22 protein-coding genes and 1 tRNA gene are annotated in these 24,962 nt (G+C 68.7%); 8 read left to right on the forward strand and 15 right to left on the reverse strand.

Annotated elements, in window-relative coordinates; genetic code table 11:
• Nucleotides 1-68 precede the first annotated feature (68 nt).
• From coaE to sppA, 4 genes are all read right to left on the reverse strand, one after another.
• Nucleotides 69-659 (reverse strand): dephospho-CoA kinase, encoded by a 591-nt coding sequence (gene coaE / locus LLH23_09005; GenBank protein MCE5238618.1) that lies wholly within the window; start codon nucleotides 657-659, stop codon nucleotides 69-71.
• A gap of 107 nt (nucleotides 660-766) precedes the next feature.
• The gene (rpsA, locus tag LLH23_09010) at nucleotides 767-2,074 is read right to left on the reverse strand and encodes a 30S ribosomal protein S1 (protein MCE5238619.1); all 1,308 of its coding nucleotides are present in this window, start codon (nucleotides 2,072-2,074) and stop codon (nucleotides 767-769) included.
• 231 nt (nucleotides 2,075-2,305) lie between these two features.
• Nucleotides 2,306-4,951, reverse strand: a complete 2,646-nt coding sequence (polA, locus tag LLH23_09015; protein ID MCE5238620.1) for a DNA polymerase I — start codon at nucleotides 4,949-4,951, stop codon at nucleotides 2,306-2,308.
• Between the two features lie 164 nt (nucleotides 4,952-5,115).
• The gene (gene sppA / locus LLH23_09020; GenBank protein MCE5238621.1) at nucleotides 5,116-6,297 is read right to left on the reverse strand and encodes a signal peptide peptidase SppA; all 1,182 of its coding nucleotides are present in this window, start codon (nucleotides 6,295-6,297) and stop codon (nucleotides 5,116-5,118) included.
• 141 nt (nucleotides 6,298-6,438) lie between these two features.
• Between sppA and LLH23_09025 the strand changes: the two genes are divergently transcribed.
• The 3 genes from LLH23_09025 (at nucleotide 6,439) to LLH23_09035 (ending at nucleotide 8,180) form a co-directional block, all read left to right on the forward strand.
• Nucleotides 6,439-6,526: transfer RNA gene (locus tag LLH23_09025), tRNA-Leu, on the forward strand.
• A gap of 362 nt (nucleotides 6,527-6,888) precedes the next feature.
• On the forward strand, nucleotides 6,889-7,590 hold the full coding sequence (gene aqpZ, locus LLH23_09030; GenBank protein ID MCE5238622.1) for an aquaporin Z: 702 nt from the start codon (nucleotides 6,889-6,891) through the stop codon (nucleotides 7,588-7,590).
• Between the two features lie 203 nt (nucleotides 7,591-7,793).
• Nucleotides 7,794-8,180: a hypothetical protein gene (locus LLH23_09035; GenBank protein ID MCE5238623.1), complete on the forward strand. Its 387-nt coding sequence runs from the start codon at nucleotides 7,794-7,796 to the stop codon at nucleotides 8,178-8,180.
• Nucleotides 8,181-8,404: 224 nt separating this feature from the next.
• Here LLH23_09035 and LLH23_09040 read toward each other — a convergent pair whose 3' ends face one another.
• Nucleotides 8,405-9,040, reverse strand: a complete 636-nt coding sequence (locus tag LLH23_09040; protein MCE5238624.1) for a prepilin-type N-terminal cleavage/methylation domain-containing protein — start codon at nucleotides 9,038-9,040, stop codon at nucleotides 8,405-8,407.
• A gap of 208 nt (nucleotides 9,041-9,248) precedes the next feature.
• On the opposite strand from LLH23_09040, the gene LLH23_09045 reads away from it, so the two are divergent.
• Entirely contained in the window at nucleotides 9,249-10,190 is a 942-nt protein-coding gene (locus LLH23_09045; GenBank protein ID MCE5238625.1) for a diguanylate cyclase, read from the forward strand.
• A gap of 133 nt (nucleotides 10,191-10,323) precedes the next feature.
• On the opposite strand, the gene LLH23_09050 is transcribed toward LLH23_09045, so the two are convergent.
• From LLH23_09050 to LLH23_09095, 10 genes are all read right to left on the reverse strand, one after another.
• On the reverse strand, nucleotides 10,324-11,007 hold the full coding sequence (locus tag LLH23_09050) for an N-acetylmuramoyl-L-alanine amidase (protein MCE5238626.1): 684 nt from the start codon (nucleotides 11,005-11,007) through the stop codon (nucleotides 10,324-10,326).
• A 125-nt stretch (nucleotides 11,008-11,132) separates the two neighbouring features.
• Nucleotides 11,133-12,044: a YARHG domain-containing protein gene (locus LLH23_09055; GenBank protein ID MCE5238627.1), complete on the reverse strand. Its 912-nt coding sequence runs from the start codon at nucleotides 12,042-12,044 to the stop codon at nucleotides 11,133-11,135.
• A gap of 36 nt (nucleotides 12,045-12,080) precedes the next feature.
• On the reverse strand, nucleotides 12,081-12,881 hold the full coding sequence (locus tag LLH23_09060; GenBank protein ID MCE5238628.1) for a hypothetical protein: 801 nt from the start codon (nucleotides 12,879-12,881) through the stop codon (nucleotides 12,081-12,083).
• A complete protein-coding gene (locus LLH23_09065) occupies nucleotides 12,878-13,153 on the reverse strand; it encodes a DUF167 domain-containing protein (GenBank protein ID MCE5238629.1) in 276 nt (91 codons plus the stop codon). Before LLH23_09065 ends, LLH23_09060 begins: the two co-directional genes overlap by 4 nt.
• A gap of 253 nt (nucleotides 13,154-13,406) precedes the next feature.
• On the reverse strand, nucleotides 13,407-14,837 hold the full coding sequence (locus LLH23_09070; protein ID MCE5238630.1) for a CPBP family intramembrane metalloprotease: 1,431 nt from the start codon (nucleotides 14,835-14,837) through the stop codon (nucleotides 13,407-13,409).
• Between the two features lie 23 nt (nucleotides 14,838-14,860).
• Nucleotides 14,861-15,148 carry a YggT family protein gene (locus LLH23_09075; protein MCE5238631.1) on the reverse strand — a complete coding sequence of 96 codons (288 nt, stop codon included), beginning with the start codon at nucleotides 15,146-15,148 and terminating at the stop codon, nucleotides 14,861-14,863.
• Nucleotides 15,149-15,157: 9 nt separating this feature from the next.
• A complete protein-coding gene (gene proC / locus LLH23_09080; protein MCE5238632.1) occupies nucleotides 15,158-15,961 on the reverse strand; it encodes a pyrroline-5-carboxylate reductase in 804 nt (267 codons plus the stop codon).
• Nucleotides 15,962-15,972: 11 nt separating this feature from the next.
• Nucleotides 15,973-16,446 carry a cell division protein SepF gene (locus LLH23_09085; protein ID MCE5238633.1) on the reverse strand — a complete coding sequence of 158 codons (474 nt, stop codon included), beginning with the start codon at nucleotides 16,444-16,446 and terminating at the stop codon, nucleotides 15,973-15,975.
• Nucleotides 16,447-16,528: 82 nt separating this feature from the next.
• A complete protein-coding gene (locus tag LLH23_09090; GenBank protein ID MCE5238634.1) occupies nucleotides 16,529-17,224 on the reverse strand; it encodes a YggS family pyridoxal phosphate-dependent enzyme in 696 nt (231 codons plus the stop codon).
• 42 nt (nucleotides 17,225-17,266) lie between these two features.
• Nucleotides 17,267-18,085 (reverse strand): zinc ribbon domain-containing protein, encoded by an 819-nt coding sequence (locus LLH23_09095; protein ID MCE5238635.1) that lies wholly within the window; start codon nucleotides 18,083-18,085, stop codon nucleotides 17,267-17,269.
• 298 nt (nucleotides 18,086-18,383) lie between these two features.
• On the opposite strand from LLH23_09095, the gene LLH23_09100 reads away from it, so the two are divergent.
• The 4 genes from LLH23_09100 (at nucleotide 18,384) to LLH23_09115 (ending at nucleotide 24,901) form a co-directional block, all read left to right on the forward strand.
• Nucleotides 18,384-20,276 (forward strand): DUF2207 domain-containing protein, encoded by a 1,893-nt coding sequence (locus LLH23_09100; GenBank protein MCE5238636.1) that lies wholly within the window; start codon nucleotides 18,384-18,386, stop codon nucleotides 20,274-20,276.
• A 51-nt stretch (nucleotides 20,277-20,327) separates the two neighbouring features.
• A complete protein-coding gene (locus LLH23_09105; GenBank protein MCE5238637.1) occupies nucleotides 20,328-21,866 on the forward strand; it encodes a hypothetical protein in 1,539 nt (512 codons plus the stop codon).
• Nucleotides 21,867-22,307: 441 nt separating this feature from the next.
• A complete protein-coding gene (locus tag LLH23_09110) occupies nucleotides 22,308-23,636 on the forward strand; it encodes a CBS domain-containing protein (protein ID MCE5238638.1) in 1,329 nt (442 codons plus the stop codon).
• Nucleotides 23,633-24,901, forward strand: coding sequence for an Nramp family divalent metal transporter (locus LLH23_09115; protein MCE5238639.1), 1,269 nt, complete (start codon nucleotides 23,633-23,635; stop codon nucleotides 24,899-24,901). The genes LLH23_09110 and LLH23_09115 overlap by 4 nt, the downstream gene beginning before the upstream one ends.
• Nucleotides 24,902-24,962: the final 61 nt, after the last annotated feature.

A 24,962-nucleotide genomic window follows, 5' to 3' on the forward strand; every position in this document is an offset into this window, starting at 1 on the left:
CAGGCCTTCCCGGGGCGCCAGACGCCAACACAGGTCCCCCCACGGTTCGCGGAGTCTGCGCTCTGTGTTCAAACAAGCTGGTTCCACAGATGTTCCACCTGCGCCCGCAATTCGTCGCGGTCCCCGCCGTTCTCAATCACATAGTCCGCCGTCGGGCTGTCCAGGCCCAGGCGGCGGTGCGCCGCCAGCCGCTTGCGGCCCCCCTCCTCACCCATGCCGTCCCGGGCCATCAGCCGCTGCAGCCGCGCCGTCTCGGGAGCTGTCACGAGCAGGACCCGGTCCACGAGCGGCCGGGCCCCCATCTCCTCCAGCACTGCCGACTCCACCACCGCCACCCGCACACCCTCGTCCCGCCACTGCTCCAGGCGGCGCCGCAGCGCCGCGGTCATCAGGGGGTGAACAATGCCATCCAGCCGACGCCGGGCCGCCTCATCACGGAATACCAGGTCGCCCAGCTTCCGTCGTTGCAGGTTCCCCGCGGCATCAAAGAACTCCTCGCCGAAGGCCTCCCGCACCTGCTCCAGGGCCGGCTGGCCGGTGGCCAGCACTTCCCGCGACAGTGCGTCAGCAGCCATGGTCCGCGCCCCGTGCTCCTCCAGGAGGCGCAAGACCTCGGTCTTCCCTGCCCCGATGGGCCCCACAATGCCGATCACAAGCATGTCTTCCCGCCCCTATGCGCCGACCGGGGCAGGCATTCCTGCCTGCCCCGGAGACATTCACCTACCGTCTGCGGGGGGCACGTGGCGCCTGCCCCGCGCCTGTCGCCTTACTGCTCGTCCGACGAGGTCTCCTCGCTCGCGGGCGTACCCGCCTCGGCCTCAGGTGCATCGGAGGGGATATCCAGGCCCTGCAGCAGGTCGCCGAAGCGGTCGCCCAGCGTGACCGGCGCCTGCTTCTGGCTCTTCATGTAGTCCCGGTACTCCTGGCGCTCCTTCTCCTGCTCGGCGGCCGACAGGGACAGCGTCATGCGCCGGGCCTCGACGCGGATGTCGTTGATGCGCAGGTCCACGGCCTGCCCGACCGACACGACGTCGTTGGGGTCGTTGATGCGGCGGCTGCTCATCTCGGAGATGGGAATGAACCCCTCGATGCCGGCCTCATCAAGCTGGGCGAAGGCGCCGGTGCGCACCACCCGCGTGATCCGTGCCTTGACCATCTGGCCGGGCCGCAGCTTCCGTGCCGCCTCTTTCCAGGGATCGGGCAGGATCTGCCGCCGTGACAGGGAGATCTTCTCTGTCTCGGGGTTGATCTCCAGCACCGTGACGGTGATCGTGTCGCCGACCTTGAGGACCTCGGAGGGGTCCTTGATGCGCGTCCAGGACATCTCCGACACGTGCAGCAGGCCGTCCACACCGCCCAGATCCACGAAAGCGCCGTACTTGGTGAGATTGCGGACCTTACCCTCGACGACGGCTCCCTCCTCCAGCTTGGCCAGAGTCTCTCCGCGGCGCTGCTCGCGCTCTTCCTCAACCACCTGGCGGTGGGAGAGGATGACCTTCTTGCTGCGCCGGTCGGCCTCCAGCACCTTCAGGCGCAGGGACCGCCCCACATAGCGCTCCAGGTTGCGCACGTCGCGCGTGCCCACCTGCGAAGCCGGGATGAAGCCCGGGACGCCCACATCCACCCGCAGGCCGCCCTTGACCCGGTCGGTGACCATGGCGTCTACCAGTTCGCCGCTCTCGGCGGCCTCTGCCAGGCGATTCCACGTGCGCGCGAAGTCCGCGCGACGCTTAGATACCTTAATGATGCCAGCTTCGTCATCAATGCGGACGATACACACGTCAATCTTGTCGTCCACCTGGGGCAGGTCCGCCTCGGAGGCGAACTCGCCCCGGGGAATGAGCCCCTCGAGCTTGGCGCCGATGTCCACGCTCACGCCCTCGTTGTTCAGACCGGCTACCAGGCCCGTGACGATGTCGCCGGGCTTGACTTCGGCCGGGCCGGCCTCGGCCAGCTCCGCCCAGTTCTCGACCCCGATTTCCTCTTCCGGCTCCAGGTCGCCAGCTTCCTCTTGCTTGTTCTCGTCGTCCGGCTGCTCGTTCTCGCTGCGGTCCTCGTTGTCGTCGGCAAACATTAGGATGAACTCCTCTCGGTCGCCACTCCGGCGGCCGATACAGGGTGTGAGCGCCCTCGCCAAACGAGAGCGCCAGGCCAGGTTCATAGGGGCGCCCTTGCGGCGCCCGCGCACAAGAAGGAGACCTGCCTGTTGGGCATGAGCATCATGCCCATGGGGCGCGGGCTACAGAGCCCGTGTCCGTACGTCCTGCGGGCCTGCCAGCCCGCGCGGGCGCGGTGAACCGCGTCCCTACTCCACATCCCGCCAGTTCTGTCCCCACGCCACCTCGACGGTCAGTGGCACATCCAGTGCCACGACCTGCTCCATCACCTCGCGCACCAACGCCGCCACCTGCGGCGCCTGCGTGCGCGGCGCCTCCAGTACCAACTCGTCATGCACCTGCAGAAGTAGCCGCGCCTGCGGGAACTGCTCGGCCAGGACCTTCGCCGCCTGCACCATTGCCACCTTCACAATGTCGGCGGCGCTGCCCTGCAGGGGCGTGTTGGCCGCGGCCCGTTCAGCGTAGGCAGCCACCTGCCGGTCGGGCGAGTGCAACTCCGGCATCGGCCGCCGGCGGCCCAGCAGCGTCGTCACATAGCCCTGGCCGCGCGCCTGTTGCACCGTGCCTTCCATGAAGGTCTTCACCGACGCCAGCGACCGGAAGTAGTGATCAATGAACTCCTGCGCCTGGGAGCGCGGGATGCCCAACTCCTTGCTCAGCGCCAGCGACCCCATGCCATAGAGCACCGCGAAGTTCACGGTCTTGGCAGCCCGCCGCATCTCGGCAGTGACCTGCTCGGGCGCGGTGTCGAAGATCATCGCCCCGGTGCGCCGGTGGACGTCCTCGGACTGCCGAAAGGCCGTCACGAGGTTCTCGTCCCCGCAGAAGTGCGCCAGCAGGCGCAATTCGATCTGCGAGTAGTCCGCCTTGATGAGCACATTCCCCGGGTCGGCGATGAAGCAGCCGCGGATCTCCCGGCCGGCTTCCGTCTTGATCGGGATGTTCTGCAGGTTGGGCCCCCGACTCGACAGGCGCCCCGTGGCCGTCACGGTCTGCTCTAAGGTCGTGTGGACGCGCTGGGTGCGCTGGGCCAACTCCCGGAGCAGCCCCGCCACGTACGTGGACCGCAGCTTCGCCAGCTCGCGGTAACTCAGAATCCGGGCCACGACCTCATGCTCGGGGGCCAGTTCGTCCAGCACCGCGGCGCTGGTGGACCACCCCGTCTTGGTCTTCTTGCCGCCGGGCAGGGCCAGCTTCCCAAACAGCACCTCGCCCACCTGCTTGGGGGAGTCGAGGTTGAACTCGCAGCCGGCCAGGGCGTGGACCTCCGCCACCATGCGCTCCAGATCGCCCTGCAGTTGCGCGTCGAGGTGCTGCAGGCGCGGCACATCCACGGCGATGCCGGTCCGCTCCATCTCGGCCAACACGCCCACCAGCGGCATCTCCACCTCGGCGAACACCGACAGGACCTCCTGCCGGTCAAGCTGCTCGAGCAGCACCCCGCGCAGGCGCTCGACGGCCATGGCCTCCACCGCCGGGCGCACCTGCCAGACGGGCAGATCCCCGGGCAGGTCTGCGTCCTTCTGCGGCACCCACCAGCCCAACTCCGCCGCCGCCAGCAGCATCACGCTGTGATCGGGACGCTGGGGCGCCAGCAGGTAGTCGGCGATCTCCGCGTCAAAGTCATAGCCCGCCAGCGTCGCTGGAGCGTCCCACAGCGCCCGAGACGCCTCCTTCAGCCGCGCCCCCCACTTGGGCAACGCTGCATCCTCGAGGACCTCGCGCAGGCACTCGGGCAGACCCGGCTGCTCCTCGTCGAACAGGCCCTGCGCCGCTGTCGGCTCGGCTGGCGCCTCCGGCAGCGGCCACAGCCAGGCCCGCGCCGGGTCGGCGCACAGGGCCAGCGCCCTCTCCCCCTTCGGCCCGACCGCCGGCGCCAGCGTCAGGTGCTCGACCTCCCGCGCCCGGCGGCATAGCTCCGCCAGCGCCGCCTCATCGGCCAGTCGGACGTCCCCCTCCCAGTCATGTCCCCAGTGGCCGGTACGCTCCAGCAGATCGCCGAACTCCAGCCGCGCAAACAGCCGCCGTGCGGCTGCCGCGTCCGGGCCGCGCCATGCCATCTGCTCGTCCGTGATCTCTACCGGCACATCGGTGACGATGCGCGCCAGTTGCCGCCCCAGCAGTGCTGACTCCCGGCCCGTCTCCAGCTTTCGCCGCAGCGACTCCTGCTTCACCTGGTCCAGATGGTCGTACAGCTCAGTGACGCCACCGAACTCCTGCAGCAGCTTTGCCGCGCCGACGGGCCCGACCCCGGCGATCCCCTGGATGTTGTCCGACGGGTCCCCGGCGAGCGCTTTGAGGTCGGCAATCAGCTCCGGCCCCACGCCGTACTGCTCGCGCACGGCGGCCGCGTCGTACACTTTGACATCGCTCATGCCCTTCAGCGGCGCCATCACGGCAATGCCGGGCTGGATAAGCTGCACCATGTCGCGGTCGCCGCTGACGATGAGCACCTCGCGATCGTGCTCGCGCCCGCGCACGGCGAGCGTGCCGATCAGGTCGTCCGCCTCGACGCCGCTGACTTCAAGCCAGGCCAACCCCAGGGCGTCCACCACCTCCCGGGCCAGGTCCATCTGCGCCCGCAGCTCAACTTCGGTCTCCTTCCGCGTTGCCTTGTACGTGTCCGTCATCTCATGGCGGAAGGTCGGTCCGGGGCCGTCAAAGGCCACTGCCACCTGCTCGGGCTGTTCAGCCTCCAGCAGTGGCAGGACCATCTGTACGAAACCGTACACGGCGTTGGTGGGCTGGCCGGCGGAGTTCGACAGGGGGGGCAGCGCGTGATAGGCGCGGTGGATCAGATTGTTTCCGTCAATGAGTATGAGTTTGCTCGACATGATGGGCACGACGGCTCAGCGTTGTCTCTTGGTTCTGTTCCCCGGCAATCACGGGCCATCAGTAGGGCAGGCGGCCTCGCCTGCCCGTCGTCCGGAGCGCGGGCGGGGCCGCCCGCGCTGCTGTAACGGGAATGCGGCGAGCAGAAGCCCGCCGGTCCCGCTCCCTACTCCTCGATCCCCAGGCCCCAGTCCGGCAGCATCAGCAGGGGCCCCCGCAGCGGCGTCTCCGTCCAGTTGCCCGACCCACGCAGGATGCGCCCCAGATCGCTGTGCGTCCCAGCCAGCTCGTCCAGCAGGCCCTTCGCCTGACCGTAGTACTTGACCTTGGGTTCGCCGCGGATGCCGCCGAGCTTCCCGGCCAGCTTCACGGCGTCATGGAAGTTGCCCAGTTGGTCTACCAGGCCGCACTTCTTGGCCTGCGCCCCGGTGTAGATGCGCCCCTGCGCCAGTTGCCGCACCTTCGCCGGATCCATCTTCCGCCCCTCGGCCACGGCATTGATGAACTGTGTATAGATGTCGTCGAGCATGGACACGACGATGGCGCGCTCCTCGGTCGTCATGGGCCGGGAGCCTCGCCCCATCGCCTTGAACTTGCCCGCCGTGATCGTCTCGTCAGTCAGCCCCAGCTTCTTCATCAGGCCGGCGTAGCCGATGCCCCCGAAGATGACGCCGATGCTGCCGGTGAGGGTAGACCCCTGGGCGACGATCTGGTCGCAGCCCGAGGCGATGTAGTACCCGCCGGAAGCCGCGACATCAGTCATGCACGCCACGACCTTCTTCTTCTGGCGCAGCCGCGTGAGTTCCTCGTAGATGGCCGCCGAAGCGGCCGCGCTGCCGCCAGGGCTGTTGATGAGCAGCACCACAGACTTGGTGGCATCGTCATCGCGGGCCTGGCGGATCTGCTGCATGATCCCCCGGGCGCCGGGCGGCCCGGAGAAGAACCCGCCGGCACCGCCGTCACGGATGACGCCCTCGACGGTGATGATGCCCACATGCTCCAGGCTCAGACTCGGGCCATCTCCGAGTTGCGACATGAAGGCGATGGCGACGCCGAACACGACGAAGCCGACGAACACAAGCACCAGTACGAGAATGACCGTCACAACCGGGGAGCGATGGGGGCGCCCGGGCGGCGGCACCTGCGCCACCCAGTGCGGCGGCACGGCGACGCCGGGGGCCTGGGCATAGCCCGGGCGGTAGGGCGGCGGGGGCGCGGCCGCAGGCGGCCCTGGCGGGGGCGGCGCAGCGGCAGCGCCAGAGGGTGCCGCAGGCACCGCCGGCGGCGTGGCCTCGGGTCGTTCGTCAGGCGGCGGCGCGCCACTATCTTGCTGGGTATCGTCAGTCATGGCCCAACACCTCGTGGGCAATCGGCGTGGTAGTCCTGTGAGTGTACCATGCCCCTCTCCTGCGAGCAAGGACGACCTCACCGCCACTGTCCCCGTTCAGCTTGACCCGCGCCCGCCCGCGCCCGTATAATGCCGGCGTGTGCCGGAGTGGCGGAATGGTAGACGCACGGGACTCAAAATCCCGCGAGGCTCAAACCTCGTGTCGGTTCGAGTCCGACCTCCGGCACCATCCATGACGACCCCCGTGGAGGCCCCTCAGGTGGCCTCCACGTTGTTTCCGGCGGCCCGTACGGGCGCCTGACGCCACAGATGATGGCCGAACGCCGCCGCCCTCCGCAGCCGGGGGGCGTCTGCGGTTCTGGGGGCATGGCGCCCGCTGCGATGCGGCTGGCTGCCCGTCCTGCCCCCGTGCCCCGGGAGGCAGGGGAAAGGCCGCCCCCGGCGAACCTCTCTATCGTAGGCCCTTGCCTGATGGGGCGCGCCACCACCGGCGCAGCCACTGCTCTGCAGGCGCCGGATGCCATGTCTCATCCGACTTCACCCTCCCCACGTGCCAGTGGGGCAATGTTGCGCTGAAGGGCGGAAGAGTCAATGTCCATTGCACGACGAGCGGTAGCTGAGTGCGTCGGGACCTTTTGGCTGGTGCTGGGCGGTTGCGGGAGTGCCGTGCTCGCGGCGAAGTTCCCGGAGGTGGGTATCGGGCTGGTTGGGGTGGCGCTGGCCTTCGGTCTGACGGTGCTGACGATGGCCTATGCCATCGGCCACATCTCCGGGTGCCACCTGAACCCGGCGGTGACCGTCGGGCTGTGGGCCGGGAAGCGCGTGCCGGGCCGGGATGTGCTGCCGTACATCCTGGCGCAGGTGATCGGGGGGCTCATCGGCGGTGGGGTGCTCTACTTGATCGCCACGGGCAAGGCCGATTTCACCGTGAGCAGCGGCTTTGCCGCCAACGGCTTTGGCGACCACTCTCCGGGGGGATACGCCCTCGGCGCCTGTCTGCTCACCGAGGTGGTGATGACCTTCATGTTTCTGGTCGTCATCATGGGGGCCACCGACAAGCGTGCTCCCGCGGGCTTCGCTCCCCTGGCCATCGGCCTGTGCCTGACGCTCATCCACCTGATCAGCATCCCGGTGACCAACACGTCGGTCAACCCGGCCCGCAGCACGGGCGTGGCGGTGTTCGCCGCCGACTGGGCGCTGGCGCAGCTGTGGCTCTTCTGGCTGGCCCCGCTGGTCGGAGCGGCCCTGGCCGGGCTGTTCTACCGTCTCGTCGCGGGCGAAGCGGAGGCCTGAGCCACTGACGCCGCGCCACGCGGCAACAGCAGAGGAGTCGCCTGTACGGCCGGCACGTGTACTCCTGCCCGCTGGTGGTAAGGATGCATCGTCTGGTTGCGTTCAGGAAGGGGGATGCCCGTGCTTCGCTGAAGGTATGCCTCGGCCGCCGCGACGGCGACCGACCTGTGGCTGCTGGATCACATCAGGAGAGGATGATGAGCATGAGTCGTCTGCTTCCGGTTGTCCTGCTGGTGAGCCTGCTGGCCTTCGCCGGGTCTGCCCTGGCCCTGGAGAAGCCCACCGTCAACGCCCCCAGTGCCGGGGATACCCTCGGTCCGAACTACGACATCTCGGGCTCCATGCCGTACAAGGCCGTCTTGGTGGTGATCACGGACTGTGTCCGCACGGACACCAACGAGGTGGTCGGGTCAGTGCCGGGGATCCGCCACTGGACCAATGCCAATGGCAGCTTTGCCTTCCGCTGCGCCAGCCCCCGGATCTTCATGGGCGACGACGTGCCGCTGGTGTACCGCGTCCGCTGCTATGAGGTCAGTCGGGACCAGGGCAACGGACCGGAGACCGTCGTGGAGTGCCGCAAGGCCCAGTGACGTCCCCCCATGGCCGGGCCCCTGCCGAGTGCCCGGACCGACCTCGTAGACAACCCGGCGGCCAGCCCAGGGCCGCGCAGCGGTCAGAGTGCATGACCCGCGCCGCGGCGTTGGCTGGCCGCCATGTATCTCCTACGCCCCGCGACTGCCATTCCCCCCGCTGCGCCGCCCGTGGCGCCTGGCCAGGGCGGACGCTCGTCCTGTCGCGTCGAGCCGCGCTGGTTCTACGGCAGATTCCAGTGGACCGCCGTGTTCTTGGCCTCGCCGGCCTTCAGCCACTTGGCGTGACCGTCAGCGAAGGAGTAGTTCGACCCCTCGTTGTGGCGCCCCAGTGACACGCGAGCCCACGGGTTGAAGCCGGTGCTGGCCGACGGACCTGAGGTGCCCCAGGCGTACTGGCAGTCCGGCATCAGGTTCGTGGCCGCCCCGTCGGCGTTCTCGGCCATGGTGATGATCTCGGCAGGCCGCTGCACTTTGGCCAGCGGCACGCCGGCCGCCCCCACATAGTCCAGCGGCGGGTGCATGTTGTAGTTGGGGATGTAGCTGATCGGCCAGTTGGTGAGGCCGTACCAGGGGTCCTTGTCACTGGGGCACGACGTGATCTGAGTGCTCTTGGCGTAGGGCTGGAGCAACTGCGGCCACACGACTGTCGGGAGGACGCAGTACGCAGGCGGATAGACCTCGTCGAAGTCCTGAGCGTACTGCATGATGGCCAGGGCCAACTGCTTGGTGTTGCTCAAACAACTGGCCTGTCTGGCTTTCTCGCGGGCTTTGGCGAACACGGGAAACAGGATCGCGGCGAGAATGGCAATGATGGCGATGACGACCAGCAACTCAATGAGGGTGAAGCCCCGACGCATGGTAGCTCATCCTTTCCGGGATTGGGACACATCCGGTACTATGATACCATGTTTGGGAGTATAGAGAAACGCTAGTCTTTGCGCCGAGGCCACTGATCACCCCGTCGCTCCCTGCTGTGCCTCCTCAAGTTCAGGTGCCCCGGCCCGATATAGGTGGTGTTCGGACCCGCATTCCCGCAGACAAGGTGTGGAGGCGTCCCTGTTGCAAGTGCTCGTAGCCGCTCCCAGTGACCTGACCCGCCGGGCTGTAGCCAAACTGCTGCGTGAGCTGGGCCACGAGGCTGTCGCCGCCGGCTCGGGGGCCGAGGCCTGGCGGCTGCTCAATGTCGCCCAGCCCCCCGCGTTGGCGCTCCTGGACTGGAGTCTGTCGGACCTCAGCGTCGTGACGCTGTGCGCGCGGCTGCGCGACCGCCAGGACGCCCCTTACGCCTACGTGATCGCCATGGGCGCCGGGCAGGGCGGGGATGAGCTGCTGGCGGCCCTGGATGCCGGCGCGGACGACGTCCTGCCCCGCCCCCTGGACCCCTGCACACTCCGGTTGCGCCTGCGCGCGGCTGAGCACATCGTGGCGTTGCACAACGACTTCCGCGAGTCCCGCCAGGCCCTGACGTACAAGTCCACCCACGACGCTCTCACCGGGACGTGGAACCGCGGCGAAGTGCTGGGCATGCTCGAACGCGAGGTGGCGCGCAGCCGCCGCGAGGGCTGGCAGGTCGCCGTCATCATGGTGGACGTGGATCGCTTCAAGAGCGTCAACGACACCTATGGCCACCTGATGGGCGATGCGGCACTGCGCGAGATCAGTACGCGCCTGATCGGCTCCCTGCGGCCTTACGACATCATCGGGCGGTATGGTGGGGAGGAGTTCCTGGTGGTGCTCGGCGGGTGCAGCCCGCGCAATGCCCGCGCCCTGGCCGAGCGTCTGCGCGAGACGGTGGCGTCTGAGCCGGTGAGAGTGGCCGAGGGGGAAGTGACTGTCACCATCAGCATGGGTGTGGCGGCGTGGGAACCCAACGAGTACGGGGATATTCAGGCCCTGCTGCGCGCTGCCGATGTAGCTCTGTATGAAGCGAAGCGGGCCGGGCGGAACGTGGTCCGCACGGCCTGGGAGCACAATCCGCCCCTGGCCAGGGCGGCCCGGGTCGCCTGACGCAGACACTCACGGGCAGGCCCTCCCTCCTGTCCGCAGTGCGATGCCCCTCAACACGCTCAGGGCCTAGCGCCGCAACGTACCCGTCGCACGCGGCCGGCCCTGAGCGCCCTTTTTTCCCCCCTCGACGCCACTACTTCAGCCCGGCCACTATGCCGCTCGCGATGGCCTTCGCCATGGCCGCCCGGCCACTCTCGGTGGCCATGAAGCTGTCATCGCTGCGGTGGCTCAGCGTGACCATCTCAATGCACACCACCGGCACACGCGAGAAGATGGAGCCGGTGAGCGCGCCCCCTTGTCTGCTGCCGACGTAGGTCGCAGCATCGGTGCGCAGCCCCTTGGCCTTCACTCGCCCCGCGAGCGCTCTGACAATCACCGGGTACATCGCCTTCGCCACGCGGGCGCTGGCGGTGATCACCTGCCGGCTGGGTCCGGATACGCCCTGCACCTTGCCCTGCCGGTCCGGGTAGTAGATCGCCAGCCCGGCACCTCCGCCCGAATCGCAATGCAAGCGCACCATCAGCGCGGCCTTCGCGTTGTTGGCGATTGTCGCCCGCCGGCGGTTGGTGACGTTCTCCTGCTCGCGCGTCTTGGTCAGGACGACCTTCGCGCCCCGGTCCTGGAGCAGCTTCTTAAGCTGCACCGCGACGAGCCAGTTGGCCCGCACTTCGCCGATGGACTTCCCGCGTGCGCCCGACCCGTTCTCGGATGGGTGCCCTGGATCCAGGCAGATCACCTTGCCCGCCAGGGGCTTCTGGGGCGCCGCGGGGGCGAGCGCGACGGCCAGCACTGCTGCGACTGTGAGCCACCAACGCATCATGGAGTCCTTTGTGCGGAACAGAGGCTGTGCGCCGTTGGAGCGCGGCTCTCCAGGGCCGCACGCGCCTCGCGACGGATGCGGCTCGGGAGAACCGCGCTCCCATAGGGCGGCCTGATGGGGCGCTACCGCTGGTACCGCCGAATCAGCTCCGCGTTGCGCTTCTCCAGTGCCGACAGCCGCCCCTCGGTGAAGCCGGGATCCTCGTGGTACCACGACTTGCTGCGGAAGTAGTTGCGCAGATCGGCGCGCTTGAAGGGCCGACCGTGCCGCGCGTAGATCTCATTGCGCGCAACGTCCAGTTGCCAGTTGCTTAGCGGGTACAGGTCGTTGTAGGTCACCGCGCGCGAGGACGAGAAGGGCAGGACGAACCCGCCCGAGCCGCCTGACGTCCGCCGGCCCGACCCCGACGAGCCGGAGGTGACGCCCCGGCCTTTCTGGTAGCGGGCAATGAAGTCGGCGTTGCGCTTCTCCAGCGCCGACAGACGCGCCTCGGTGAAGCCGGAGTCTTCGTGGTACCAGGACTTGCTGCGGAAGTACCGGCGCAGGTCCGCGCGCGCAAAGGGCCGCCCGTGGGCCGCGTAGATCTCGTTGCGCAGGATGTCCAGTTCCCAGGCGCTGCGCCCGGACAGGTCGGCCGTGGTCAGGGCCCGCTTCGCCCCCAGCGGCACGTAGCGCGCCCCGCCGCCTGAGGACCCCATGGCTCTGGGGGCACTCGGCGCGGGGGCAGGCTTCGAGGCCACGGGCGTCTCGTCCTGCGCCTGCGGCGTAGGCTGCGTGTCGGCAGTCGGCGTCGCAGTCTCGGTCGCAGAGCCGGGGTCGGCCGGTTCGCCCTTCTCCCCTGCCCTGGCCCCGGCGGCGACCGAGTCCGGCGCCGCGTTGGCCTCGGTGGTGCTCTGCTCGGACGGCTGCTTCTGCTGCTGGGCCGGCGGCGGCTCGATCCGCACGCGCGGCAGCCTGCTCGCGATGAACCCGCAGCCCGACAGGGCCGCAGTCAGGAAGACTACAACCACAAACAGCCCGATCGTCTGGCGCATGGTCACACCTCTCGCTGAAGTGGCGGGCGCCGGGCGCTACTCCGGCTCTCCACCCCGGATGCTGAACTCGTGCCGGTGATGCTCGCAAAGGCCGGGCCGGCCCAGCACCTGGGTCTGCATCGTCGCCCGGTGGGTGGGCGCCAGGTGCAGCCGGCACGCCGGGTCCACACAGCCCGTCTCGCCGGTGAGACGGTAGAACACTGCCTGCATCAGGTAGCCCTTGCAGACCTCGTTCAGGCGCGGGTCGCCATAGCCGAGCGTCTGGTCGGCGAAGGCGTCGTCCACGGTCTCCTCAATGCCCATGACAGCCAGTTGCTGGCGCATGAAGTGGTACTGCCGGGGCAACTCCAGGGCCTCGACCAGCCCACTGCTCGAGATGATGTTCGGGGCCCCGAGCACCGCCGCTCGCAGACGCAGGTGCGACTCGTTCTCCCGCCAGGCCCCCACGTAGTTCGCGGTGAACATGATGTGCAGGTGCGAGAGCTTCGCCTCGGCCGGGTCCAGGAGCAACCCCAGGAGTGTCTGCAGCGCCACGGCTTCGTACACGACATCGAGCCCGCGCTCCTGGGGCGCCAGTGGTGGCAGCATCTGCCGCTCCTCCGGCCGCACCAGGTTGTCCACTTCCGCCCGCGGCAGCTGCTCACCCAGCTCCGCGACCAGCGTGTCACGCTGCTCGTCGGTGAACCGCCCCAGTTGGTGGGTCAGGTAGTCGCTGCGAACGACGACATGGGCGTGTGGCAGACGCGCCGCCAACCAGTGGGCCAGCGCATCCACGTCCAGCGCCGCGCTGTCGGGGTCGTCGTACAGATAGACGCGCTCGATACGGACTTCCTTCACGACATTTCTCCCAACAGTCGTCGGCGTGCTTCTGCCTCAGTGAGCCCCTCGATGCGCAGGCGCTTGAGCCGCGCCGTCTCCCCGCCGACAATCTCCAGGTCGCACTTGGGCACCCCCAGGCGCTTGCTCAGCAGCGCCAGCAGAGCCTTGTTGGCCGCGCCCTTCACGGGTGCCGCGGCCAACTTCACCTTGATCGCCCCGTCGTGCTCGCCCACGCACTCGTCGCGTCCGGCCCGCGGCGTGACACGAATGCTCAGTTCACATGATGGCATAGCCACACCTGCCCGGGGACACAAACACATGCGCGGAAGGAAAATGCTCCCGACAGCGCCGGGAGTGCGTGGGGACGAGGGGGCCAGGGAAGCGTGCGGTCCACTTGTCCCCGATCAGGCACGCGTCGTTCGCGCCACCCTCACAGCCGCGGAAGTCGCGGCAGTAGCCCCAGTCTTGCTTCGCCCACACGGAACCGTGGCGGAGACAGCAAGATGCGTCGCCCGGCCAGAGGAAGCCAGGGGGGCGCCGCCGTCACACCGTCAGCAACATGAGGAAGAACACGAGGGTGTTGTTCAGCGCGTGGCAGATGATCGAGGGCACGATGGAGAGGTTGCGCTCGTACAGCACGGCCAGCACGATCCCGATCAGCGTGATCGGCACCAGCGCCGCGAGGCTGTTGTGCATCAGGGCGAAGAGCAGGGCACTCATCGTCACCGCCCCGCTCATGGTCATGCGCCTCCGCAGCCCCGGGAAGACGAACCCGCGGAAGATCGTCTCCTCCATGACCGGGGCCAGCACGCAGATGAGGACGAACAGACCCACGCGCGCCGGCACGCTGTGCGCGCCCGACAGTAGGCGCTCGCCCGTCTGACCGGGCACCAGGCCCAGGGGGTTGCCGCCCGGCAGCATCACCGTCGTCAGCACCAGCAGCACCACCAGCACGGCATACCCGCCGATGCCGTGGGCCGCGAGCCACGCCGGCCGCCGCAGACGCAGCCCCAGGATGCTCAGCTTGCGGTGGTTCGCGCCCGCGATGCGGGCCCACATGACATACATCGCGCCGCCGGTGGCCAGCAGGTACTGCACGGCGATGACCGCGACGCGCACATAGTCCGGCGCATGAGGCAGCACACGTGCCAGCAGCAGCCCGGCCAGCACGCCGGTCACGGCCATGGCGAAATACAGGAGCGCGACGATCTCCAGAGCGTCCAGGGGCTCCCAGGGGACCAGCAGCGGGGGACGGGCGGGGCGCGGCTCCTGACGGACCCAGAAGGCCCAGCGGATCGTGGCGACGAGCAGGATGATCAGCCCGATGAGGCCCAGCCCGCCATAGACGCTCAGCAGCAGCACCAGGCGGTTGCCGAACTGGCGGGTGAGTCCGGCCGCCCACACGCGCGTCTCGGCCGCCGCCGGCGCTTCGCCGAGCCGGTCGTAGTAGGTCGCCAGCGCCAGGCCGGCCAGCCATTGCTCCTGGTGGCGCAACCGCGTGATGGCCTGCGGACCGAGGGGGCGGGGCCTGGGACCGGGGGTGTAGACCGCCGCGAGACTGAAGAACAGCCCGGCGTGCTCCTCGTCCAGCGTCGCGGCCCGAACCAGCGCCTGCCGCGCCTGCTCCAGGTAGCCACGGTCACCGTAGATGACGCCGAGGCGATAGAGGGCCACCGGGTTGGGCCGGCCCACCAGCACCTCGCGCTCATAGTCGGCGATGGCCTTCTCCTTGAGCTGGCGGGGCCCCCCCACACCGGGCAGCTCCTCGTGGGGCATGACCAGGTCCAGGTACATGCCCATCCGGTACATCAGGTCGGCCTGGAGGATCCGCTGTCGGGAGATCTCGTACCAGTCGCTCTGCGGCAGGCGACCGCCCCGGCTGCCGGTGAGCACCAGCGCCGCGGCGATCGCCAGCATCAGCAGGATCGCCGTCAGCCGGGTGGCTGCCCCAGACTCGCGCACACTTCTCAACATGATGGGAGTATCTTCTCCCCCCGCTACAGGCCTGCCGCCCGCAGGACCGCCACCACGACTGTCTCAACCACGCTCAGCATCAAGATGAGCAGCACGGGCGAGAAGTCAACGGGCGCGTTCCCCAGGTGGGGGCGAAGCCACCGCCGCACCGGCGCCAGCACGGGCTCGGTGAGCGCGTACAGCATGGGCGCCACGCGGTCGGCCAGCACGGTGCCCCGCCGCAGACGCAGCCAGCTCAGCAGCACGCGCGCGATCAGCACCGCCTCAAACGCCCAGAACAGCCCCTCCACCATGGTGCTGATGCGGATCACGCTCAGTGCCTACTTCCCCAGCTCTCGCGAGCGGTCCGCGGCGGCCACAACAGCCTCGATGACGGCGCTGCGCATCCCGCCGCGCTCCAACGCGCGCAGCCCCGCAATGGTTGTGCCGCCCGGCGAGGTCACCTTGTCCTTCAGGCGGGCCGGGCCAGGATCTACCTCCAGCAGCCACTGCCCGACGCCCTTGATCGTCTGCGCGGCCAAGGCCGCTGCCTGGTGGCGCGGCAGCCCGGCCGCCACGCCCCCGTCAATCAGCGCCTCCGCGAAGGCCGCGACGAAGGCCGGTGCGGAGCCGGACAGCCCCGTCACGGCGTCCATCAGCTTCTCCTCGACCCGCACCGCTGTGCCCACGGAGGAGAGTAGGCGGTCGGCCAGGTCGAGGTGCTCGGCGGTCGCGAACTCGTTGCCGGCATAGGCGCTGGCGGCTGCCGAGACGGCAGCCAGGATGTTGGGCATGACGCGAATGATCGGCCGCTCTCCGCCCAACAGCTCGCCCAACCGCGCCAGCGGTACCCCGGCGGCGATGGAGATGACGAACTGCCCCGGCTGCAGGCGCAGCCCGGCCGCGACCTGGGGGAGCACCTGCGGCTTGACCGCCAGCAGCACCGTGCGGGACTGCTCGACCAACTGCTGGTTGTCGTGTGTCGTGGCCAGGCCGCGTTGGGCGTGGGCCTCCAGCAGGTCATCCCGCAGGTCGCTAACGATGATCCTGTCGGCGGCCAGGCAGCCACTGCTCACGAAACCCGCGGCCAGGTTGCCGCCCATCTCACCGGCGCCAATGATGCCCAGTTCGTATGCTTCAGTCACGTGTCGCCTCGTCACAACTCCTGGATGGAGCGTCGGTCCGCGTTCTCGTAGCGAGCTTCGTTCGAGCGCGGGCCGTCCAGCATCAGCTTCTCAACCGGCATGTCGAAGGGGGCGCAGATGAAGACCCAGTCGGCGATGCGCCGCATGTAGCCATTGAGGCCATAGGTGACACCGGCGAGGAAATCGCGGATGCGCTTGGCTTCGGGCTCCGCGGCGCCCTGCAGGTTCAGCAGCACGGGCCGCCGACGCTTGATCTCGTCGGCCACGGTCGTCGCCTGGTCCATGTTCGCGGGATCGGCGCGCACGATGCTGACCCCGGCGAACTCGGCGCGCTCATGGCGGAGGGGGATGACGCCGCTGTCATGCCCCGGCGTGTGGTCCTCTACGCCCCCCAGGTCGTCGTATCCGTCCGGATCAACCTCTTCGCCGTCCAGGTCGTCGGTCTTCCACCCCAGGTAATCCAAGGCCTGCTGCAGTAGTGACATCGTACTCCTCCCGAGTGCTGTGGTGTGTGCTGTAACTGCTGGTGCGTGATGTCAACATGTTGTCGCGGGCGCCGCGCGCAGGCTACGCGCGGGGTCCGAATATGGCCGTACCTATGCGAACGATCGTGGCTCCTTCACTTACGGCAACAGCGTAGTCATGCGACATGCCCATGGACAGATGCCGCAGGTTCTGTCCCGGGTACTGCGCGGCGAGTTGCTCACGCAGCTCGCGCAGCCGGCGGTAGTACGGACGTGAGGCCTCGGGATCGTCCGCCGCCGGCGGGATCGTCATCAGCCCCTCCCACGCCACACCCGGCAGCGTCGCCAGGCGCTCTGCCACCTCACCCACCTGCTCCTCCGGGCAGCCGAACTTGGTCTCCTCGCCCGCCAGGTCCACCTGCAGCAACACCGGCTGCACTCGGCCCAGCCCGATCGCCCGGCCGTCTATCTCCTCCGCGAGGCGGACGCTGTCCACACTCTCTATTAGGGCGCAGAAGGGCGCCAGGAAGCGTACCTTGTTGCGCTGCAGATGACCAATGAAGTGCCAGTGGAGGTCCAGGCCGCTGTCGGCCAGCGCCTGCTGCTTGTCCACCAGCTCTTGTACGTAGTTCTCGCCGAAATGACTGGCGCCGGCCTCGGCGGCGTGGGCCACTTCCTCGGCGGCGCGGGTCTTGCTGACGGCCAGGAGCGTCACGTCAGCCGGATCGCGTCCGGCCTCGGTGGCGGCGGCATCTATCCGGTCTCGCACCCGGCGCAGGTTGGCGGCTACATCAGGCATACTCGTCGCGGGCTGCGGACTCCCCCTTCGGTCGAGCCGCACCTACTCCTTCTTCGGCTCCTCGACCTCGAGCGACCAGTCGCCGAAGTCCTCATCATTGCCGGCTTCCGCGCTGGCCTGGGCCAGCGGGTCTATCAGCCCCGCGGGCGCCGAGGGCGCTGCGGGGGCGGGCGCGGGTTCCTCCTCCAGCGCCGGCGGCGGAGGCGGCGGGGTCAGGTCCTCTTCCTCGAGCCCCGGCGGGGGCGGCGGGGGCGCCGCTTCCTCTTCCTCGACCAGCCCCGGCGGCGGAGGCGGCGGCGCGAAGTCCTCGTCCACCTCGGGGGCCGGTGTCGGCGGCGGAGGCGGAGGCGCTTCCGGAGCCGGCGGGGGCGGAGGCGGAGCGAAGGCGTCTACCACGTCGAGCGCGCTGGGCGGCATGCCCATCGCGTCATCGGTTTCCTCGACGACGGCCGCGGGCGCTGGCGGCGGGGGAACGGGCTCGGGCGGGGGCGCCGCAGCGACTGCTTCCGCCGGCGCGCCACCCAGGAACCCGGACTCCTCCTCGTAGTAAGCTTCCTCGCCCTCTTCCTCGGCCGTCAGTGCCGCCACGCCACCATGCAGCACGCCCATCGCCACCTCAGTCAACGTCTTTGGGCGCGTTGCGCCGGCGCTGAAGGGGTTGCCACACTGGCGGCAGAAACGGGCGTCCTTCGGGCCTTCCGTCCCACAGTTGGGGCAGGGCAGCTCGTGCGCGTCCGGCTGTAGCGGGGCGAAGCACATCAGGCAGGCCCCGCGCTGGGGCGGGTTCTCCTGTCCGCACTCGGAACAGTAGATGGATGAGATCGCGACGGGGGCGGCTCCGGCATCTGCGGGTGGTGCCATGGGGCGCGGTGTCTCCTTCGGCAGTTCGCGGCGCGTGGCCAGAGCATCCCACGGCGCGAACGGTTCACGATGCCACGATCAGGCGGCGTGCAGACGTCCGGAACGACATACGGCAAGACAGCGCCGCGGCGCTGTGGTGGTCGTGCGGCCATCTTGGCACTATCGGGCAGTATAGTCAAGCCCCAAGGGCCTTGTCAATGTGGTAGTGTGGGCACCGGGTGACGCCGTGCGCATCTTGGTGTATCATGCGCCCGAAGGTCTTCACCGCGCGCCCACTCTCGCCCATTCGGAGGGCATCATGTGCCGCCACCTGGGCCTCCTGTGTCTCCTGCTCCTGCCGGCCGCCGGCGTGCAGGCTCGTTCCCTGTACTGGGAGCGGATTGACGTACGCATTATCGTCCGGCAAGACGGTGTGCTGGAGGTCACCGAAGACCAGGAGTACGTCTTTGACGGCGAGTGGAACGGCGGCTACCGCGACCTGGACCTCAGCCGGGTGGACCACTACAGCGACATCCGCCTGTTCGAGGGGGCTCAGGAGTATCGCCGGGGCAGCATCGCCCACCAGGGGGGCTATGTCGTGCAGCGCTGCGGGGACAAGCTCCAGGTCAAGTGGCGCAGCCGCGAAGAAGACGCTCCTCCCTACGACAACACCCACGTCAAGTTCGCCCTGCAGTACAACGTCCACGGCGCCCTGGACCATCCGGCCGGCGGTGAGGAGCTGTACTGGAAGACGATCTTCCCCGACCGGGTAGCGGATGTGAAGCTGGTGACAGTCAGCATCCGCCTGCCCTCCTCCCTGCCCCAGAACGCCGATGTCAAGGCCCTCTGCTACGCCTTTGGCGCCACCAGCGACCTGAGGGTGCGGCCGGACAACCGTATCACCTTCCGGGCTCTGCAAGTGCCGCCCGGCGAGGCGCTGGAGGTGCGGGTGCGCTTCCCCCGGTGCGGGCTGCCCCAGCGTCTCTCCCCCACACGGCTGCTCAACGGCGGCCTCGTCCATCTCGTCTTCGGGCTGACACTGTTGGGCCTCTTCCTGACCATGCTGGTACACTACGCCGAGCACGGGGCGGACCCGCACGTGGAGGGAACGGTGCCGCATGTCACCGACCCACCCTCGACCCTCTCCCCCGCCATGGCCGGCACGCTTGTGGATGAACGCGCGGGGATGAAGGAAGTCGTGGCCACGATCATGGACCTGGCTGCGCAGGGGTACCTGCGCGTGCAGGAACTGGAGGTGAAGCCCCGCGAGACCTCCGTCACGCTCCTGGCCTGGCCGGAACAGGCCGAGACCTTTGAGTGGACGGCGCTGCGCGGCCTGGGCTTCTCCGGGCCGGAGAATGTCGGCCAGGCGATCTGGCTCTCGTCACTGCATGACAAGCTCTACACCACGGCGCAGGAGATGCAGAAGCAGATGTATGACCGGGCGGTGGACTACGGCTTCTTCCGCACCAGCCCCAACCAGACCCGTGACACCTACACCGGCTACGCCTTCGCCGCCGGCGCGCTCGTGGCGCTGTTCTACCTGGACCCGGCGGTCTTTGCCGGCGCCTGGCACGTCGTCATCCGGGTGGTGGCGGGCCTGCTCGCCTTCGGCTGCGTGTGCGCCCTCGCGCAGGGCAACCGCAACGCCCTGACAGTCATCGCCGCCGTGATCGGGGCGCTGTATGCCGCCGGCCTCAACCCCGGTGGCCTGTTCCACCTCGTCAGCGTCGCGGGGGCCATCACTACCGCCGTGCTCTCGGCGATCATCGTCGGCGCGTTCGTGCCCCTGATGCCGGCGCGAACGGTCCTGGGCGCCCAGGAGCGCGCCAGGTGGCAGGCCTTCCGCGAGTACCTGGCGAACGTACGCCAGTACGCCGAGATCGCCCGGGCCCAGGAGATCGTGGACCGGTTCCTGCCCTACGCCATCGCGTTCGGGGTCGAGCAGCGGCTCATCCACCAGCTTGAGCGCGCACCGACCGAGGTCCACAGTCCCGGCTGGTATGTCACCTCGTCATCGTTCGACTCGGGCGGCGGAACCATCGGCGATACCGGCAGCAGTCTCAGCCTGCCGTCCCTGCAGAGCATGAGCGACGGCTTCTTCAGCACGCTCAACTCGATGTCGTCCACCCTGTCCAGCTCGCCCAGCAGTAGTGGCAGCGGAGGGGGCGGCGGGGGTGGTGGCGGCGGCGGCGGAGGCGGCGGCTGGTAGCGAGCCGTGCCCGAATCCCGAGTCCCGAATCCCGTCCCACAGGAGCCCGCCATGCCCTACGTCCTCGGTCTCGACTCCGGCACCCAGAGCCTGCGCGCGGTCATCGCCGACCTCAGCGGCGCGATTGTCGCCTCGGCCACGCGCGCCTATCCCATTGACTTCCCCCATGTGTCCTGGGCGGAGCAGAACGCCGAGGACTGGTGGGCGGCAGCCAAGCAGATCGTCCCCGAGGCGCTGGCCGCCGCGGGCCTGACCGGCGACGACATCGCCGGCATCAGCGTGGACGGCACCGCCTGCACCGTCATCGCCTGCAAGCGCGACAGCACGCCCCTGCGCCCCGTCATCCTGTGGATGGACCAGCGCGCCTACGACCAGGCCTGCCGCGTCACGGCCACAAAGGACCCGATCCTCAAGTACGTGAGCTGGCAGGAGTCGCCGGAGTGGATGATCCCCAAGGCCCTGTGGCTGCGCGAGAACGAGCCTGCGGTCTACGAGCAGGCTGATCTGATCATCGAGGGCGTGGACTGGCTCATGTACCGCTTGACGGGCAACTGGGCCGCTTCGCTGAACAACGTCACGGCCAAGTGGAACTACGCCGCCCCGGCGGGCGGCTGGCCCGACAGCCTGCTGGACGCACTCGGCTTCAGCGAGATCAAGGACAAGTGGCCGACCACGGTGCTGCCGATGGGCGAGTTGGCCGGGGAGCTGACGCGGACCGCCGCCGAGGAGCTGGGCCTCAAGCCCGGCATCCCCGTGGCCGAGGGTGGCATTGACGCCTACTGCGGCATGCTGGGGCTGGGCGTCGTCCGCCCCAACCGCATGGCGCTGGTCATGGGCACCTCCACCTGCCACGAGGCGCTCTGTGCCGAGGGCCTCTTCGACTCGCATGTCTGGGGGCCGTACCCGGACGCCCTGCTGCCGGGAACATGGGTGCTGGAAGGCGGGCAGACCGCCACCGGGGCTATCGTGACATGGCTCGCGGACAACTTCGGCTACCGCGAGCAGGTCGAGGCCGAGCACAGGGGCGTGGACCGCTTCACCGTGCTGGATGAGAAGGCGGCGGCCGTGCCGCCGGGCGCGGAGGGCCTGACGCTGCTGGACTACTGGCAGGGGAACCGCACGCCGGTCCGCGATCCGCTGGCCCGGGGCGCCGTCTGGGGCCTGAGCCTCAAGCACGGGATCGGCCACCTGCTGCGCGCCGTCTACGAGGGCACGGCCATGGGCAGCCGGCACATCCAGGAGGACCTGCGGGCCGCCGGCTTTGCGCCCGACGGCGTGTATGCCTGCGGCGGCGGCACGCGCAGCGCCCTGTGGCTGCAGATCCACGCCGACGCCTCGGGCGTGCCGATCTACCTGACCGAGGAGCCCGAAGCCACGGCGGTGGGTACAGCGATCCTCGCCGCCACCGGGGCCGGTTTCTTCGGCAGCCTCGTCGAGGCCGCCGACGCCATGGTGAAGGTCTCCCGCGAGATTCCCCCGGACCCGAGCACGAAGGACTTCTACGACGCCCAGTTCGACCGCTACGTCCGGACCTACCCGGCATTGAAGGACATGATGCACGAGACCGCGGCGGAACAGAAAGCGGATTGACGACGTTGCAGAGGGAGAGTAGAATGCCGTCGCCGCCCCCCGGGGACCTCTGCGACTGTGGGTCGTAGGGGCGGGGTCTGCGGCAGGGAAGGACCGCCCGCGCGCATCGCTGTTACGCCCGGGCAGCGCCCAAAGGACTTATGGACTCATTACCTGGCAGTACCAATCTAGAACCCGCTAGACGCGCTGTCGTGCGGATTCATCGGAGTTCCCCCCGCAGGGAGGTAGGCCTGGTGCTCGCGTAGCACCGCCTGCCTTCATGCTGTACCCCTGTGGCCCACCCCGGTGAATCCGAGGTGGGCCTTTCGCTGTCCCCCGGCTCCTCTGGCCGCGGTAGGCCCCCGCTCTCTGACAGATTGCGGCTTCGCACCCGGACGTCCCGGCACCATCGCCGGCCGGCACGGGGTCGGAACCGTCGTCGCGGCTGAAAGGAGGACGACCATGGTCTTCTTCGCCGAAGCCTACTTCGCCGGCCTGGTCCGCGAGGTGCTCTATGACGCCCAGGGCAAGCCCCTCGGGCGCATCGTGGACCTGGTCATCGAGCCCCGTGAGCGCTATCCGGTCGTGACCAAGGTCGTCGTGCAGCCCCCGCACGGCGGCGAGCGGCTCATCCTGCCCTGGCACTTGATCCGCTCCGCCTCCTATGAGGGCTTCCGCCTGGCCGGCGCGCTGGATCACCTCCCCCGCTACGACATTGACGACAACGAAGTCAGCGTCGCCGATCGCATCCTGGACCGACAGATTGTGGACATCTCCGGCCAGCGCGTCGTGCGGGTCAATGACCTGAAGTTCGGCGGCATCGGCAATGACGTGCTGCTGACGCACGTGGATGTGGGCACACGCGGCTTGCTGCGCCGCATGAACTGGGAGCACTTCACCCTCGGCGTGTGTCGCCTGCTGCACATCCGCCTGCCCGAGCGCCTGATCGCCTGGGAGCATGTCCAGCTCCCGCACGAGGGCGACGAACTGCATGTGGACGAGAGCCGCGAGGCCCTGCGCACGATGCAACCGGCCGACCTGGCCGACATCGCCGAGGCCCTGCGCGCCCCCGAGCGCGCGGCCCTGCTGGGCGGCATTGACGAGGACGTCGCCGCCGATGCCCTGCAGGAGATGGAGCCGGACCTGCAGGTATCCGTTGTCAACGAGCTGACCGACGAGCAGGCCAGCGACATCATCGAGGAGATGGAGCCCGACGCCGGCGCGGACCTGCTGGCCGACCTGTCCGAGGAGCGCGCCGCGAAGATCCTCGAGTTGATGGAGCCCGAGGAAGCCGCCGACCTGCGAACCCTCATGCGCTACCATCCCGACTCCGCCGGTGGCCTGATGACCCTGGAGTACGTGGCCGTGCAGGAGAGCATGACGGTGCGCGAGGCCATGCGGAAGCTGCGCGAGGAGGCCCAGGAGATCGAGATCGTCTACTATGTCTATGTCCTGGATGAGCACGACCATCTGACGGGCGTGATGTCGCTGCGCGACCTCATCATCGCGTCCGGGGACGCGACTGTCGGCGAGACCATGGAGCGCAACGTCGTCCGCGTCCACGTGGACACCGACCAGCAGGACATCGCTCACACCGTGGCCCACTACAACCTCCTGGCCGTGCCGGTGGTGGATGATGACAACCGCCTGCTGGGCATGGTCACGGTGGATGACGCCATTGACGCCGTCGTGCCGACCGCCTGGAAGAAGCGCATTCCCAAGGTCTTCGGCCACAGCGTCGCGCCGTCCGAACGGGCGGCTCATCCCGCACCGCCCGGCCCACGCTCATGAAGCTCATCGCCCGCCGCCTCAAGTCGCGCTGGGCCTCGGTGGCGCTGCTGCTGGCGATCATCGGGCCCGGCATCATCACCGCCAACGTGGACAATGACGCCGGCGGCATCACCACGTACTCGCTGGCCGGGGGCAACTTCGGCTACCGCCTGCTGTGGGTCCTGATCCCCGTCACCGTCGCTCTCGTCATCATCCAGGAGATGTGCGCCCGCATGGGCGCCATCACCGGCAAGGGTCTCTCGGACTTGATCCGCGAGCGTTTCGGCCTGCGCCTGACCTTCTGGGTCATGCTGGGGGTGGCGCTGAGCAACCTGACGAACACCATGGCCGAATTCGCCGGCGTCGCCTCGGCGTCCGAGATCTTCGGCCTGTCGCGCTACATCGCCGTGCCCCTGGCCGGGATCGCGGTGTGGTTCATCGTCGTCAAGGGGTCGTACCGGAGGGTTGAGAAGGTCTTCCTGGTGGCCTGCACGTTCTACGTCTCGTATATCCTGTCGGGCTTCATGGCCCGGCCGGACTGGGCGGAGATGGGCCGGCAGATCATCCACCCGACGCTCACCTTCGACGGCCCCACGATCATGATGGCGATCGGCATCGTCGGCACCACCATCGCCCCCTGGATGCAGTTCTACCAGCAAGCCTCCGTCGTGGACAAGGGCATCCGCGCCCGGGACTACAGGTTCACGGTGATTGATGTCGTCGTCGGCTGCGCCGTGGCGGTCGCCACCTGTTTCTTCATCGTCGCCACCTGCGCCGCCACGATCTTCCACTCCGGCCAGCACGTGACGACGGTCGAGGCGGCGGCGCAGGCGCTCCGGCCGCTGGCCGGCCCCTACTGTGCCGGGCTCTTTGCCTTCGGTCTGCTGAACGCCTCGCTGTTTGCGGCCTCGATCCTGCCGCTGAGCACGACCTACCTGGTGTGCGAGGGGATGGGCTGGGAGCGGGGCGTGAATCGCAGCTTCGCGGAGGCGCCGGAGTTCTACTCGCTGTACACGGGCATGATCGTCGTCGGCGCGGGGATTGTGCTGCTGCCACGGGCGCCGCTGCTGACCATCATGTACCTGTCCCAGGTCCTCAACGGCATCCTGCTGCCGGCGGTGCTGATCTTCATCCTCATCCTCATCAACGACCGCAGGCTCATGGGGGAGTACCGCAACAACCGCTTCTACAACGCCGTCTCGATCACCACGGTCGTCATCATGACCGGGCTGACGGTGCTACTGGCGCTGACAACGGTCTGGCCGGGGCTGCTGGGCGGGGGCTAGTGGGCTGTCCCGGTGATGGTCAGGGGCTGTGCAGTAGGGCAGGCGGCTCGCCTGCCCGCGC

It is taken from the genome of bacterium (assembly GCA_021372615.1).
Classification (GTDB): Bacteria; Armatimonadota; Zipacnadia; order Zipacnadales; family UBA11051; genus JAJFUB01.

Excerpts from the sequence above, each read along its gene's own strand:
- LLH23_09095 (MCE5238635.1), bottom strand. The coding sequence starts at position 18,085 with ATGGCACCACCCGCAGATGCCGGAGCCGCCCCCGTCGCGATCTCATCC.
- LLH23_09035 (MCE5238623.1), top strand. The coding sequence starts at position 7,794 with ATGAGTCGTCTGCTTCCGGTTGTCCTGCTGGTGAGCCTGCTGGCCTTC.
- LLH23_09100 (MCE5238636.1), top strand. The coding sequence starts at position 18,384 with ATGTGCCGCCACCTGGGCCTCCTGTGTCTCCTGCTCCTGCCGGCCGCC.
- LLH23_09065 (MCE5238629.1), bottom strand. The coding sequence starts at position 13,153 with ATGCCATCATGTGAACTGAGCATTCGTGTCACGCCGCGGGCCGGACGC.
- LLH23_09110 (MCE5238638.1), top strand. The coding sequence starts at position 22,308 with ATGGTCTTCTTCGCCGAAGCCTACTTCGCCGGCCTGGTCCGCGAGGTG.
- LLH23_09070 (MCE5238630.1), bottom strand. The coding sequence starts at position 14,837 with ATGTTGAGAAGTGTGCGCGAGTCTGGGGCAGCCACCCGGCTGACGGCG.
- LLH23_09050 (MCE5238626.1), bottom strand. The coding sequence starts at position 11,007 with ATGCGTTGGTGGCTCACAGTCGCAGCAGTGCTGGCCGTCGCGCTCGCC.
- LLH23_09115 (MCE5238639.1), top strand. The coding sequence starts at position 23,633 with ATGAAGCTCATCGCCCGCCGCCTCAAGTCGCGCTGGGCCTCGGTGGCG.
- rpsA (MCE5238619.1), bottom strand. The coding sequence starts at position 2,074 with ATGTTTGCCGACGACAACGAGGACCGCAGCGAGAACGAGCAGCCGGAC.
- LLH23_09090 (MCE5238634.1), bottom strand. The coding sequence starts at position 17,224 with ATGCCTGATGTAGCCGCCAACCTGCGCCGGGTGCGAGACCGGATAGAT.
- LLH23_09105 (MCE5238637.1), top strand. The coding sequence starts at position 20,328 with ATGCCCTACGTCCTCGGTCTCGACTCCGGCACCCAGAGCCTGCGCGCG.
- aqpZ (MCE5238622.1), top strand. The coding sequence starts at position 6,889 with ATGTCCATTGCACGACGAGCGGTAGCTGAGTGCGTCGGGACCTTTTGG.
- sppA (MCE5238621.1), bottom strand. The coding sequence starts at position 6,297 with ATGACTGACGATACCCAGCAAGATAGTGGCGCGCCGCCGCCTGACGAA.
- LLH23_09085 (MCE5238633.1), bottom strand. The coding sequence starts at position 16,446 with ATGTCACTACTGCAGCAGGCCTTGGATTACCTGGGGTGGAAGACCGAC.
- LLH23_09040 (MCE5238624.1), bottom strand. The coding sequence starts at position 9,040 with ATGCGTCGGGGCTTCACCCTCATTGAGTTGCTGGTCGTCATCGCCATC.
- coaE (MCE5238618.1), bottom strand. The coding sequence starts at position 659 with ATGCTTGTGATCGGCATTGTGGGGCCCATCGGGGCAGGGAAGACCGAG.
- LLH23_09055 (MCE5238627.1), bottom strand. The coding sequence starts at position 12,044 with ATGCGCCAGACGATCGGGCTGTTTGTGGTTGTAGTCTTCCTGACTGCG.
- polA (MCE5238620.1), bottom strand. The coding sequence starts at position 4,951 with ATGTCGAGCAAACTCATACTCATTGACGGAAACAATCTGATCCACCGC.